Source organism: Streptomyces sp. NPDC090499 (genome assembly GCF_044769305.1).
Taxonomy (GTDB): domain Bacteria; phylum Actinomycetota; class Actinomycetes; order Streptomycetales; family Streptomycetaceae; genus Streptomyces.
In genome coordinates this window covers 444,154-456,724 of record NZ_JBIVXP010000004.1, presented here as the reverse complement: position 1 = coordinate 456,724, position 12,571 = coordinate 444,154, and the positions used below count along the sequence as shown (strand labels likewise).

Here is a 12,571-nt window from a genome sequence, read left to right as displayed (position 1 = left end):
GCGGCGGGACTGAAGGACCGATTCGGGCGCTGTTGATACCCTGGAGGTATGAGTGAGCTGGAGACGCGACAGCTCCGGTACTTCGTCGCGGTCGCGGAAGAACTCCACTTCGGGCGCGCGGCTGAGCGGCTGGGCATGGCACAACCTCCGCTGTCCCGTGCGATCCGGGAGCTGGAGCGCCAGCTCGGCGTGACGCTGCTCCGGCGCACCACGCGCCAGGTCGAGCTCACGGCCGCCGGGGAGACCCTGCTGCGGGACGCCCGGACCGCGCTGGACGTGATCAGCGCGGCCGGCCGACGGGCCCAGCACGCCGGCGAGCCCACCCCTCGGCTGCGGCTAGCGCTCAAGCCCGACATCGACGGCGGCCTGCTGCCGCAGATCCTCGACGCGTACGCAGGGCAGGAGGCGGCCCTGCCGGTCGCGCTGGTGCTCGGCCGGTTCGGCGAGCAGGCGCAGGCAGTACGCGACGGCCGCGCCGACGCCGCGCTGCTGCTCGCCCCCTTCGACGACCGTGGCCTGGACTTCGAGCAGCTGGCCACCGAGCCGTTCCTGCTCGCCCTGGCCGCCGCCGACCCGCTGGCCGCCCGGCCGTCCCTGTGTCTGGCCGACCTGGCAGGGCTCAGCCTTCCCGACGGATCTCCTGCAGACCGAGGGCCTGTGTCCGGCCGGCGCCGCCCGATCGGCGCACACGACAACCGGCCCGGCCCGGACGGGACCGACACCCTCACGGAGAGCGCCGAGCACAACGCCTCGGACCTGCCGCAGATCTTCAGGCTCGTCGAACTCGGCAGTGTCGTCTGCTTCTTCCCCGCCTCGCTCACCCGACGGTATCCGCGACCCGAGATCACCTTCCTGCCGGTCGACGACCTGGAACCCGCCACCTTGGCCGTGGCGTGGCCGCAAACCTCCCACTCGACGGCGGTCGCCGCGTTCGTCCGTGCGGCCACCACGGTCGCTGCGGCCGCCTCACCCTGGAAGCAGGAAAGACCACGGACAGCGGCTACCTGACACCGTCGCGAGCAGGCCGCACAAGGGCGCTGAAGAGGCCCTGCTGCACCGGGTTCTCATGTGCGGTGTCGTCGCCCTTCGCCAAGGGGACGACAGGCCGATGGCTTTGGCTCGTGTCGTGCCATGGCCTCGTGCGCCAAGGGGCGTGCCAGGCGGCGCAGTTGAGGAGAGGGTAGGTGGCGGCCAAATACGCCGAGGGGCCCCGCGCCCTCCGCGTGCCCTATCTCGAGCCGTGTCCGGAGCGCGAGGGGCGATAAGAGGTCTGGACAACAAGAAAGCCCCAGGCCACTGACCTGGGGGTTTCACATGGAGCGGGTGACGAGAATCGAACTCGCGCTCTCAGCTTGGGAAGCTGATGTTCTACCATTAAACTACACCCGCGTAAGACGCCGATCACGTCGGTGCCTGAACGCTCGCTCACTGTACCTCATGACGGACCCCCGGTGCTCGGACCGTGGGGTTCGTGTGCGTTTCGAGGGGTGGTGCGGGGGTGGGATCCGGGTGCGGGAGGCCGGAGTTGGGGCGTACGGTGGAGGTGTGGGAGAGGGGCCCGGCAGGCCGGAGTGCCGCCTGGAGAGCCGTCCCTTTGATCCCGTAATGTGGCTTTCCGTCGTCACGGCAGTAAGCCCGACGCGGCTCCTGGGGAAGGGACTTAAGGGACTTGATGGAACGCACCGTCGTCCGCTGTGCCGAAGGGCACGTGTTCAGCACCGCTTCGTTCCCGATGCAGCAGGCCGAGCGGCTCGGCCCCGGCCGGCTCGTGCGGTGTCCCAAGTGCGCCCGGCTGCGCAGCGTCGTGCCGGTCGCACTGGAGAAGCAGCAGTAGCGGAAGAAGAACAGAAACAGCAGCAGCACGGGCGCGCGGACTCGTCACGATTGTCGTGGGTCCGCGCGCCTTGCGTATCCTCGGGGCGTGCTTCTCTCAGACAAGGACATCCGGGCCGAGATCGACGCCGGGCGGGTACGGATCGATCCCTACGACGAATCCATGGTGCAGCCGTCGAGCATCGACGTGCGGCTGGACCGCTTCTTCCGGGTGTTCGAGAACCACCGGTACCCGCACATCGACCCCTCCGTCGAGCAGCCGGACCTCACCCGGCTCGTGGAGCCCGAGGGCGACGAACCCTTCATCCTCCACCCCGGTGAGTTCGTGCTCGCCTCGACGTACGAAGTCATCAGCCTGCCCGACGATCTTGCGTCCAGGCTGGAGGGGAAGTCCTCGCTCGGGCGGCTCGGGCTGGTCACGCACTCCACCGCCGGGTTCATCGACCCCGGCTTCAGCGGGCACGTGACCCTTGAGCTGTCCAATCTCGCGACCCTCCCCATCAAGTTGTGGCCGGGCATGAAGATCGGGCAGCTGTGCATGTTCCGGCTCTCCTCCCCCGCCGAGCACTCCTACGGCAGTGAGCGCTACGGCTCCCGTTACCAGGGGCAGCGCGGGCCCACCGCCTCCCGCTCCTACCTCAATTTCCACCGGACACAGGTGTGAGGGGCCGGTCATGAGCAGCGACAGTCCCGTGCGGGAGAACCTCACCTACGAGCAGTTCGGCGTCGCCGTGCGCGAGCTCGCGCAGACCATCGCCGACGACGGGTTCGAGCCCGACATAGTGCTCAGCATCGCGCGCGGCGGCGTCTTCGTCGCCGGCGGGCTCGCCTACGCCCTCGACTGCAAGAACCTGCATCTGGTGAACGTCGAGTTCTACACCGGCGTGGGGACGACTCTCGAGATGCCGGTCATGCTCGCCCCCGTCCCCAACGTCATCGACTTCAGCGACAAGAAGGTCCTGATCACGGACGACGTCGCCGACACCGGCAGGACGCTGAAGCTGGTCCGCGACTTCTGCCTCGAAACGGTCGCCGAGGTGCGGTCCGCCGTGATCTACGAGAAGTCCCACTCGCTCGTGAAGTGCGAGTACGTGTGGAAGCGGACCGATGACTGGATCAACTTCCCGTGGTCCGTGCTGCCTCCCGTCGTGAAGCGGGCCGGGCAGGTTCTGGACGCCTGAGGGCGGACGAGCGCACGGACGAAGGGCCCCGGCAGTGCCGGGGCCCTTTTTCGTCTGTGCTCTGTGCTCGGTGCCAGAACCGCGCCGTGCTCGGTGCTAGAACGTGCCCAGTTTCACGATCGACAGCAGGGCGATCAGCTGGATCGCCGACGCGCCGAGGGCCTTCGGCCACGGCAGGTCGTGGGACTTGCCGACCATGAGGGTGAGCAGAACGCCCGCCGCGACCCAGGTGGCCCAGCCGAGGAGCTGGACGAAGCCTGCGTTGCCGCCGAAGAACATGGCGAAGAGCAGGCGGGGAGCGTCGGTGATGGACATGATCAGCATGGAGAGGCCGACCGTCGGCTGCCAGGCTCCGTCGCCGCCGAGCTGGCGGGCCAGGGTATGGGTCACCACGCCCAGGACGAAGGACGAGAGCACCATCGCGATGGCCGTCACCAGGACGATCGGGACCGCGTTGGTGAGGGTGGCGTTTATCGCGTCCGCGCGGGCGCCGTCGAAGCCGAAGACGGCGAGCAGGCCGTAGAGGAAGGTCACGATGAGGGCGGGGCCCCACATCGCGTAGTCCCGCATCTGGAGGAAGGTCTGGTTCGGGGCGAGGACGATCCCCTTCAGCAGGTCCTTCCAGTGCAGGCGCGGGCCGATCGGGCCGGACGGCGCCGCCGAGCCCGCGTGGTAGGTCGCGCCCTGCGTGTAGCCCTCGGCCTCGTCGACGGAGAAGGCCTGGGTGCTGCCCGGGTGGTTCGCCGCGTACGGGTCGGGGGCTCCTGTGCCGTAGCCGCCGTAGCCGTTGTCGTCGCCGAAGTACTCCGGGCCGTCGCCGCCGGGCTGCGTCCGGCCGGGGTGGCCGCCGCGCGCCTGGCCCTGCGGCCAGCCGGAGCCGGACCCGCCGCCGTGCTGCGGGTACGGCTGCGGGGCCGACGGGTATCCGTACGACGGCCCCGGCTGCCCACCGTAGCTCTGGGGCGGCGCCTGCTGCCCGTACGCGGGTTGTTGCGGTCGCGCTTGCGGGGCGCGGTCGTCCCGGCCGCCGCGTCCGTTCCTGAATCCAGCCACGTCATCGAACGTACCTGGTCCCGGAGAACCGTGTGCGGGCTCGGGCGGCGGAGCCCGCCATTGCGGCAGAGCTGTGACATCCCCTAGGGGGCCCCAGGGGCCCCGGGAAACCGCTGGGGGCCGCCGCGAGGTCAGTCCCCGCTGAGCCCGGCGAGGGCGGCTCGCATGGCCTCGGTGAAGCGCCGGCCGGCCGGGAGGAGCTCGCCGCTGCGGAGGAGCGTGTCGACGGCACCGCAGGTGTACCCGTACCAGGTGGCGTGTTCCCGCTCGGCCCGGAGAGACGGCGCGGCAGTGCTCCGCTCGGTGTGCCAGAAGTCGCAGACGCCCAGGTGGGCGTAGGTGCCCTGGAGGAGCGCGTCCAGTGGCCGGGGGTCGGGGCGCCAGGGGGCGTGGTAGCGGGCCGGTGACGCCGGACCGTACAGGGGGACCAGGTCGAGCAGGGCCCCGAGCTGGACGTGCAGGAACTCGTGGACCAGGGTGAGGGCGAAGAGCACGGGATCGGCGGGCGGGGAGAGGGCGACGGCGCCGTAGGCCCGGCGGGCCGCGGAGCTCACCGCCGTGCCGCCCGGTCCGGGGCGGAGCGGCACCAGGGTGGACAGGCAGGCGGCGACGGCCTGAGCGTGCCAGGGATGCCGGCGGACCAGGACCTGCCAGGCGCCGTCCAGGGCGCGCTGCCACTGCCCGGCCTCGGCGGTGCTCTGCGGCCCGGCGAGGGGATGGCCGTGGACGTCGCGGAAGGGGCCGCGGTCGGCCAGCCGCAGGCTCAGCACCAGGCCGTCGCACTCGGTGGCCAGCAGGTGCGGTCCGGACAGGGCGGCCGGTCCGCCGTCGGTCAGCTCGCCGAACCAGGAGAGGTCGGGCCGGTCGCCGTCGGCGCACCCGGCCAGCGCGCGGGCCAGGCCCTCGTCGAGGTAGGGGTGGAGCAGCACCGCCCGCCAGCGGTCCGGATCGTCGCGGTGCAGGGCGGCCAGCCGCCGGTAGGGCTCGTCGAATCCCGAGCCCGGGGGCAGTGCCCGGCGGACGGCGGCCATCAGCAGCCTGCGCTTGCTGAGCTGACCGCGTCTCAGCCCGGCGACGGCCGCGGTGCCGCCGCGGGCGCGGGCGACGGCGTGGAACAGGTCCGGGTCGACGTCGTGCATAGCGAGGGTGCCGGGGGCGGACGGGGCGGGGCGCGGGTCGGAGTGCGGGACGGGCACGGGGCGCGGGTCGGGAACGAGGCGCGGGTCGGAGTGCGGGACGGGCACGGGGCGCGGGTCGGGAACGGGGCGCGGGTCGGAGTGCGGGACGGGCACGGGGCGCGGGTCGGGAACGGGGCGCGGGTCGGAGTGCGGGACGGGCACGGGGCGCGGGTCGGAGTGCGGGACGGGCACGGGGCGCGGGTCGGGCACGGGGCGCGGGTCGGGAGGTGGGACGGGCACGGGGGCTTGCTCCTCGCGGGCGGGCCGGGTGCGGGGCGCCGTCATCTCGCGGCCGGCTCTGCCGCCGCACGCAGCGCCGTGACGTCCCGGCGCAGCCGTTCGGCGATGTGGTCGACGAGGACGGCGAGGTCCTGGCAGTAGACGGACGGGGCGGCGAAGGGGGTCGGGGTCGCCCCGGGGTGGTAGCGGTGGGCGTACAGGCCGCCGCCGCACACCGTCGCGCGGGGGCAGGCGGCGCAGACGGGGGCGAGGCCGGCCAGTCCGCGCTGGCGGGCCCGGAAGGCCTCGTGGCAGGCGGCGTCGGCGAAGGTGTGGTGGAAGACGTCCAGACCGGTGCCCGGGGCCCCGGGGTAGGTGACCTTCAGGGAGTCGGCCTGTTCGATCGTGCCGTCGGTCTCGACGACCACGAGGTCGACCGGGGTCAGTCCGACGGTCTCGCTGCGGGCGGTGCCGCCGAGCAGCAGCGCCAGGATCTCCTCGAAGAGCCGGACGCCGGTCTCCCGGTGCGGTGCGTCGTACCAGCGGTCGAAGACCGCGCACAGCCACCGCGCGTACGGCGCCGGTCCGTCGGGGGCGGCTCCGGGCGCCGTGCGCGGCGGGCTGGTCCGGTCGGCGAGGCCGGGCGGCGGGCTGTCCCAGGTGCCGTGCGGCAGCAGGAGGTTGAGCCGGGGCGGGGCGAACTCCAGCAGCGCCTCGTAGGTCTCGACCGGGTCGGCGGCCAGGTCGACGGTGCACAGCAGCCCGGCGTAGAGGGCGCGGTAGGGGCCGTCGGCGAGGAGCCGCAGCGCCCGCGCCACGTCGGCGTGGCTGCCGCGGCCGTCGGGGCGGCGGCGGTGCCGGTCGTGGGTGGCGGCGGTGCCGTCGACGCTGACCCCGACCCGGACGCCGTGCCGGGCCAGGACCGGCAGCAGTGCCGGGTCCTCGACCAGCCGCAGGCCGTTGGTCTGCAGCGTGAGCCGCAGCTCCGCCACCCCGTGCAGGGCGTCGGCGAGTTCGCGCAGTACGGCGTCCAGCCGCACCGGCCCCACCAGCAGCGGCTCGCCGCCGTGCAGGACGACGTGCACCTCGCCCAGGCGGTGCCGGCGGGCGTGCTCGGCGATCAGTGCGGCCGTCCTGCGCACGGTGCCGGGGGCCATGACGCGGGGGCGGTCGCGCCAGCTCTGGTCCACCGACTCGTAGACGTAGCAGTAGTCGCAGGCGAGATTGCAGCGACTGTGGATCTTCAACAGGAACTGCCGGAACGGGACCATGGGCCAGCCTCGCTGGGGCGCACCGGAGCCGCTCCCGCCGACGGCCGGGTCGACACGGAACGGGTGCTGGCGGGTGGCCGCATCCTACCGCCCGCCAGGTCGCCCGGACCGCGCTGCGCTCACGTGGTCGGCGGCTCGATGTCGGAGTCCAGCCGGACCCCGCGTGCGATCGCCAGCGTCGTCGGGTGCTGTTCTCCCAGGGTGTGTCGGGCGCGCGCCAGGGCGTCCTCCAGCAGGGCGTCCGCCTCCGCCGTGCGGCCCAGCTCGCGCAGGCTCAGCGAGAGGTTGGAGCCGCTGCCGACGGCGTCGTAGTGGTCGGGCCCGAACGCGGCCAGCAGCCCCTCCCGCGCCCTGGCCTCGATGGCGGCGGCCTCCTGGACGCGGCCGGCCGCCACCAGGTCGTTGGCGTGGTTGAGCATGCAGCAGTAGGTGTACGGGTGGTTCTCCCCGAGGACGGTGCGCAGGTGTGCCGTGGTGCGTCCGGAGAGCGCGAGTGCCTCCTCCAGGCGGCCCTGCAGCCGCAGGTACACCGCCATGTTGTTGGCGCAGACCAGGGTGACGGGGTGTTCCTCGCCCAGGTAGTCCTTGTAGCGGCCGAGGGCGCGTTCGGTGAGCTCCAGTGCCTGCGTGGTGTCGCCGAGCGCGGCCAGGTCGCCGGCCAGGCTGCAGGCGACGGCGAGGGTGTCGTAGTGGTCGGGGCCGTGGGCCTGCAGGTAGCGGTTGTAGATGTCCTGGTCGATGTCGCGGGCCTCGGCGTACCTGCCGTCCCGGCACAGCGCCACGGCCAGGTTCTTGCGCGCCCGCAGGGTGTCGCTGTGTCCGTCGCCGAGCAGCTGCTGGTAGAGGCGGGTGGTCGTCTCCAGCAGGCTCAGGGCCTGCTGGAGCTCGCCGGTCTCGCGCAGGTCGCGCGCGTAGTTGTTGGCCAGGTTCAGGGTGCGCGGCTTCATGCTGCCCTGGTTCTGCCGCTGCCGTTCGTAGGCGCTGCGGTGCAGTTCCAGGGCGGCCCGGCGGTCGCCCGCCAGGTACTCGGACATGCCGAGGTTGTTGGCGTACATCAGGGTGCGCTGGTGGTCCTCGCCGAATTCGGCGTACGCCGCCTCGTAGGTGTTGCGGTCCAGCTCGCGGGCCTCCTGGTAGCGGCCGAGGGCCCGCAGGTCGGCGCCGACGTTGCCGGCCGCGGCGAGGGTGGCCGGGTACTCGGCGCCCCGGGTGCGGGTGAACCGGTGCAGGACGTCGGCGTCGAGTTCGTACGCCTCCACCAGCCGCCCCTGCGAGCGGAGCACGTTGCCCAGCTGGGTACGGAGCAGCAGGGTGTGCGTGTCGTCGGGGCCGCCCGGGAAGTCCCGGCGCCCCCAGCGTTCCAGGGTGCGTACGGCGAGGTCGTGCGCGGTGCTGTACAGGCTGCGCTTCCACAGGTAGCGCACCGAGTCGGTGATCAGCTTGCGGACCTCGGGGTTGGGGTCGGCGGAGGCGCGGGAGGGTTCCAGGTGGGGCAGGAGCTCGTCGTACTCGTCCCAGTCGGCGGTGGCCTCCGGGTTGCCCGGGTTGGCGTCCGCGAGTGCGGTGTGCACCACCCTGCGCAGCTCCGCCCAGCGCTGTTCGCCGACCCCGTCCCGGATGACCGCCTGGACCAGCCGGTGCACGCTGAGGGTCTCGCTGCCCTGGTCGCTGCGGGCCAGCCCGTACCGGTTGAGGAGGCGCAGCAGCTGGGCGACGGCCATCTCGTCGCGGGGTTCGTCCGTGTCCGAGGTGAGCGCCCGGGTGACCGCCCGGCCGTAGAGCAGCCGCATGGGGATGGGGTCGGGGCCGAAGAAGGAGCAGATCTCCAGCATCTCGGCGGCCGCCCGGTCGCGCCTGCGCAGGTCCTCCACCGCGATCTGCCAGGTCCTGGCGGCGGAGTTGGGGTACTCCCGGGGCGGCAGCTGGGTGTGGTCGAGGATGTCGGCGGGGCGGTCCCGCAGCTGGGCGAGATAGCGGTCGACCGGCATGTTGCTCTCGCTCAGCCAGGTCGCGGTCTGCCCCACCGCGAGGGGCAGGTCGCCGAGTTCGCGGGCGATCTGCTCCGCGTCCTCGGCGGAGAGCAACGGGCTGAACCTGTGCAGCAGTTCGACGCTCTCCGCCCGGGTGAAGACCTCCACCTCGGCCCGGCCCGCGCTGTTGACCCAGGCCCGGTCCCGCGAGGTGATCAGCACGTGCCCGCCGGGCGGTCCGGAGGGCAGGAGTCCGTCGAGTTCCTTGGGGCTGCCGGCGTTGTCGTAGACGAGGAGCCAGCGGTCGTAGGGCTGTCCCTGTCCGAGGACGCGCAGGACGGCCTCCGCGGTGCTGCCCACGTCCTCGCCCTCCTCCAGGTCGAGGTAGGGGGCGAGGTCGGCGAGGGCGGAGCGGATCAGGCCGGGCTGGGCGGCGTTCATCCACCAGACCACGTCGTAGGAGGACTTGTGCCGGTGCGCGTACTCGAGCGCGGTCTGTGTCTTTCCCATGCCGCCGAGCCCGTACAGCGCCTGGCTGGGCACGGTGGCGGTGGGCCCGGCGGTGAAGTGGTCACGGAGCCGTTCCAGCAGCGGGCCGCGGCCGGTGAAGGAGAGGTTGCGCGACGGCAGGCGCTGGGCCGCCGGGATCGAGCCGGGGAAGCCGGGCAGGGCCGCGGCCGCGGCCGCCGCGGTTCCGTCCGGGAGGCGCCGGCCGGCGGGCGGTCCGAGGACCGCCAGGAGCTGGTCGACGGCCTCGGCCGGACCGCACCGGCTGAGGTCGGCGGCCGTGCTGTCGAGGTACGGGCCGGCGGCCGCCGGGTCGAGGTCCTGGAGCCGGACGGCGACCAGGCCGGGACCGCCGAGCGTCTCGTGCCCGGCCAGCTGGAGGCGGATCGCGGCGGCCCGCGACTGGGTCGCGTACTCGGGCGACAGCAGGGCGAGCACCCGGCCCTGGCCGCTCAGGGTGCCGGCCACCTCGGGCAGGACGATGCCGTCCGGGGCGACCGTGCTGTGCAGCGAGACCTGGTAGCCGACCGACTCCAGGGCCTCCGCCGTCCACTCCGCCCAGACCCGGCCGAGCGGCGCGTAGCTGATGTAGATCTGGGTGGGCAGGGTACGGGGGGTGCGCAGATAGGCGGCGCGCAGTTCGGCCCGCCGGTCCACGGGCAGCGGGGCGAGCCGGCGTACCCGGCCCTCCGAGATCCATTCGGTGAGCCGCTCGAACGCGGTGAGCAGCGAGCGCTCCTGGCGCGGCCGGTCGGCGATCGTGGCGGGGATCTCCTCGTACGCGTAGAACGCCTTGTACGGGATCTCTATCTCGCCCCAGTAGCGGCTGCGGTCCTCCTCCGGGAGCCAGCTCAGGAAGGGTTCGAACTCGGAGCGGGAGAAGTCCCGGCCGGCCTCCAGCCGTTCGGTCTCGGCCTCCTCGACCCGCATGGGGACCGGCAGCACCTTGATGTCACGGGGTGCGGAGCGCCGCACGGCGGCCGCCGCGTCCACCCCGCCGCGGATGCTCTGGGCGCTCATCGTGAAGCAGTCGACGAGGACGTCGGGCAGGATGATGGTGCAGATGCCGGAGGTGTCGCTCACGCCCGTACGGCTGTCGATCAGCACGTAGTCGTAGGTGGCGACCATCTCCTCGCGCAGGGCCTGGAGGAAGTACCCGCCGCCGTGCCGGTCGTAGAAACTGTGCCAGTTGAAGCTGGTCACGGCGGCGGAGTAGGCGGCCGTCTGGCGTCCGGCGGGCAGGAAGTCGAGCCGGCCGCCGGAGGGGAACTCCAGCAGCAGCCCGACGGTGTACGGGGTCAGGTCCGCGGCTTCCCGCAGCCAGCCGTCGTCGCCGGCGCCGGCGGTCGCGGCCGGACGCGGCCCGGGGCCGCCGACGGTCTCGCGGACCGGGGGCGGCTCGGGGCTCAGCACCGTGCGCACATAGGCCTGCACCATGTTGATCAGGCCGTCGGAGGAGCGCAGTTCGGGGTCGACCAGCAGGGGGTGCAGATAGCGGTGCAGGCCGGGGGCCTCCAGGTCCCAGTCGACCAGCAGCACCCGGTGGCCGCCGCTGGCGAGGATCCAGCCGACGTTGGCGAGCGCCATGGTGCGCCCGGTGCCGCCCTTGTACGAGTAGAACGTGACGATCTTGCCCGGTCCGCCGGTGCTACTGGTCATCGTCTGGGTCCTTCGGAACGGATCGTCCGCCGTGCGGCTGCGGTGGGGGCGGGGCAGCGTCCGGGCGGGGCGTCGGGGCGCCGCCGAGGAACGGGAACCGCGGCGGCATGTCGGCGGGTATGGGCGGGCCCGGGATGGTGAGCCCCGTCATCGGGGGCGGGGTCGGACCCGTGGGAACCCGCAAGGGTGTGGTGCTCTCCATCTCCATCAGCCGGTTCTGGGCCACCACCAGCATCACGGAGAGCCGTTCGTCGAACTCCTCCCCGCCCACCCGGACCCGGAACAGGGGATCGTGCGGGTCGTTCTGCCGACGCCAGTTGCGCCAGAACACATGGCTCAGGTCCTCCCAGATCGACTCGCCGCCGGACTCCTCGTCGGCGTCGTGACAGGGCACGAGAACGCCGGTGGCCGGGCGGTTCTGGCCGTCGTAGTCCGCGAGCACGTCCCGGTAGGCCGGGCTGCGCGCGGCCCACGGATCGACCAGCAGGATGCTCGTCTGGTTGTTGGCCATCGACTCGTCGAGCCGGCTGCTCAGCCCGGCGTCGACCACCTCGACGCTGCTGGTGTAGGGGCCCGACTCCATGATCACCCGCTGGGCCCGCCGGGCGACCGTGGGGTCCTTGGGCGGGTGGTACGGCGTCCATTCCCGCGGCGAGCGCCCGTAGTACTCCGACCGGTGCCGCCCTTCGGGCAGCGCGTCCGCGACGCCGGCGGCCAGGAAGATCTCCACGTGCCCGGCACCGGGTGCGGAGGCCCGCGGGTGCCCGCCCGCGGGGAAGAGGCCGCGGACCTCGCCGAGGTCGAGACCGGAGGTGAAAGGCAGCCGGAAGCGGTCCGCGGCCATCCGCACCCGGGCGGCGACCTTCCGGACGACCCTGCGGTACGCCAGGCCCATCGGGTCGGTGCGCAGGATCTGCAGCAGTCCCTGCGTGACGTACTCCTGGCCCATGTCGGCCTCGTGGTACTGGAACCGGGCGATCTCGTCCGGCAGGTCCCCCTCCATGGGCGCCCAGAGGACCGGGACCAGCGCCGGCACGTCGATCTCGGTCTCCCGGCGGTACTCGCGCAGCCTGTCCCGGAAGGCCGTCCACTCCTTGCCGCAGTACTCGCTGTTCAGGTACGCCGGGGAGTACAGCGCGACGAAGGCGCGGCAGTGCCCGACCGCGGCGCCGAGCACCCGCGCCCAGTCGTCGCCCAGGCCCAGCCCCTCGACGTCCCGGAACGGTGGCTGAGCCGCGGGATCGGCGCCGATCTGACGGAGTTCCAGCACCAGATCGTCGTAGAACCGCTTCACGAACTCGTCAGGATTGTCCTTCCGCGCATAGCTGAGGAAGAAATACGGCTCCTGAACCAAGGCGCCCCCCGAGTGCTCTCCGGCCGACCTGACAGTGTGCCACCTGAATGCCAGAGCATGTCCGGGTCATACCCCGAGGGGTGAGACCTCAAGCTGCCGCGTCCTGACCGCCTGTCAAGTGTGCCCAGGGGGGCGGGGAGAGGCGGGAATACGGGGCGGGGAAGGGCGGGCGGGGAGACCGGGCGGGAGGGTCTCGCGGGTAGGCCGGGCGGGACGGCCGCGCGGGGAGAGCGGGCGGGACTGCCACGCGGGAAGACCGGGCGGGACTGCCACGCGGGAAGAGCAGGCGGGACTGCCACGCGGGAAGAGCAGGCGGGACTGCCACGCGGGAAGACCGGGCGGGACT

At 72.7% G+C, this 12,571-nt stretch carries 9 protein-coding genes and 1 tRNA gene; 4 read left to right on the top strand and 6 right to left on the bottom strand.

From position 1 onward, the window contains the following. Positions 1–48: 48 nt before the first annotated feature. Positions 49–1,008, top strand: a complete 960-nt coding sequence (locus tag ACIQVL_RS17720; protein ID WP_403475731.1) for a LysR family transcriptional regulator — start codon at positions 49–51, stop codon at positions 1,006–1,008. 307 nt (positions 1,009–1,315) lie between these two features. Here ACIQVL_RS17720 and ACIQVL_RS17715 read toward each other — a convergent pair. After that, positions 1,316–1,389, bottom strand: a tRNA-Gly gene (locus ACIQVL_RS17715). A 283-nt stretch (positions 1,390–1,672) separates the two neighbouring features. On the opposite strand from ACIQVL_RS17715, the gene ACIQVL_RS17710 reads away from it, so the two are divergent. From ACIQVL_RS17710 to ACIQVL_RS17700, 3 genes are all read left to right on the top strand, one after another. Next, positions 1,673–1,834 (top strand): hypothetical protein, encoded by a 162-nt coding sequence (locus ACIQVL_RS17710; protein ID WP_177233016.1) that lies wholly within the window; start codon positions 1,673–1,675, stop codon positions 1,832–1,834. A gap of 87 nt (positions 1,835–1,921) precedes the next feature. Then, on the top strand, positions 1,922–2,497 hold the full coding sequence (dcd, locus tag ACIQVL_RS17705) for a dCTP deaminase (RefSeq protein WP_133023558.1): 576 nt from the start codon (positions 1,922–1,924) through the stop codon (positions 2,495–2,497). A 10-nt stretch (positions 2,498–2,507) separates the two neighbouring features. Next, positions 2,508–3,014 (top strand): phosphoribosyltransferase, encoded by a 507-nt coding sequence (locus tag ACIQVL_RS17700; protein WP_403475730.1) that lies wholly within the window; start codon positions 2,508–2,510, stop codon positions 3,012–3,014. Between the two features lie 96 nt (positions 3,015–3,110). Here the strand turns inward: ACIQVL_RS17700 and ACIQVL_RS17695 are convergent, their stop codons facing one another. From ACIQVL_RS17695 to fsxC, 5 genes are all read right to left on the bottom strand, one after another. Then, complete coding sequence (locus tag ACIQVL_RS17695; protein WP_403428903.1) at positions 3,111–4,067, bottom strand: YIP1 family protein; 957 nt, start codon at positions 4,065–4,067, stop codon at positions 3,111–3,113. A gap of 131 nt (positions 4,068–4,198) precedes the next feature. After that, a complete protein-coding gene (locus tag ACIQVL_RS17690) occupies positions 4,199–5,485 on the bottom strand; it encodes an aKG-HExxH-type peptide beta-hydroxylase (RefSeq protein WP_403475729.1) in 1,287 nt (428 codons plus the stop codon). A gap of 41 nt (positions 5,486–5,526) precedes the next feature. After that, on the bottom strand, positions 5,527–6,735 hold the full coding sequence (locus ACIQVL_RS17685) for an FxsB family cyclophane-forming radical SAM/SPASM peptide maturase (protein ID WP_403475728.1): 1,209 nt from the start codon (positions 6,733–6,735) through the stop codon (positions 5,527–5,529). Between the two features lie 119 nt (positions 6,736–6,854). Next, on the bottom strand, positions 6,855–10,871 hold the full coding sequence (fxsT, locus tag ACIQVL_RS17680; RefSeq protein ID WP_403475727.1) for an FxSxx-COOH system tetratricopeptide repeat protein: 4,017 nt from the start codon (positions 10,869–10,871) through the stop codon (positions 6,855–6,857). Continuing rightward, the gene (gene fsxC, locus ACIQVL_RS17675; protein WP_403428895.1) at positions 10,861–12,225 is read right to left on the bottom strand and encodes an FxsC protein; all 1,365 of its coding nucleotides are present in this window, start codon (positions 12,223–12,225) and stop codon (positions 10,861–10,863) included. The genes fxsT and fsxC overlap by 11 nt, the downstream gene beginning before the upstream one ends. Positions 12,226–12,571: the final 346 nt, after the last annotated feature.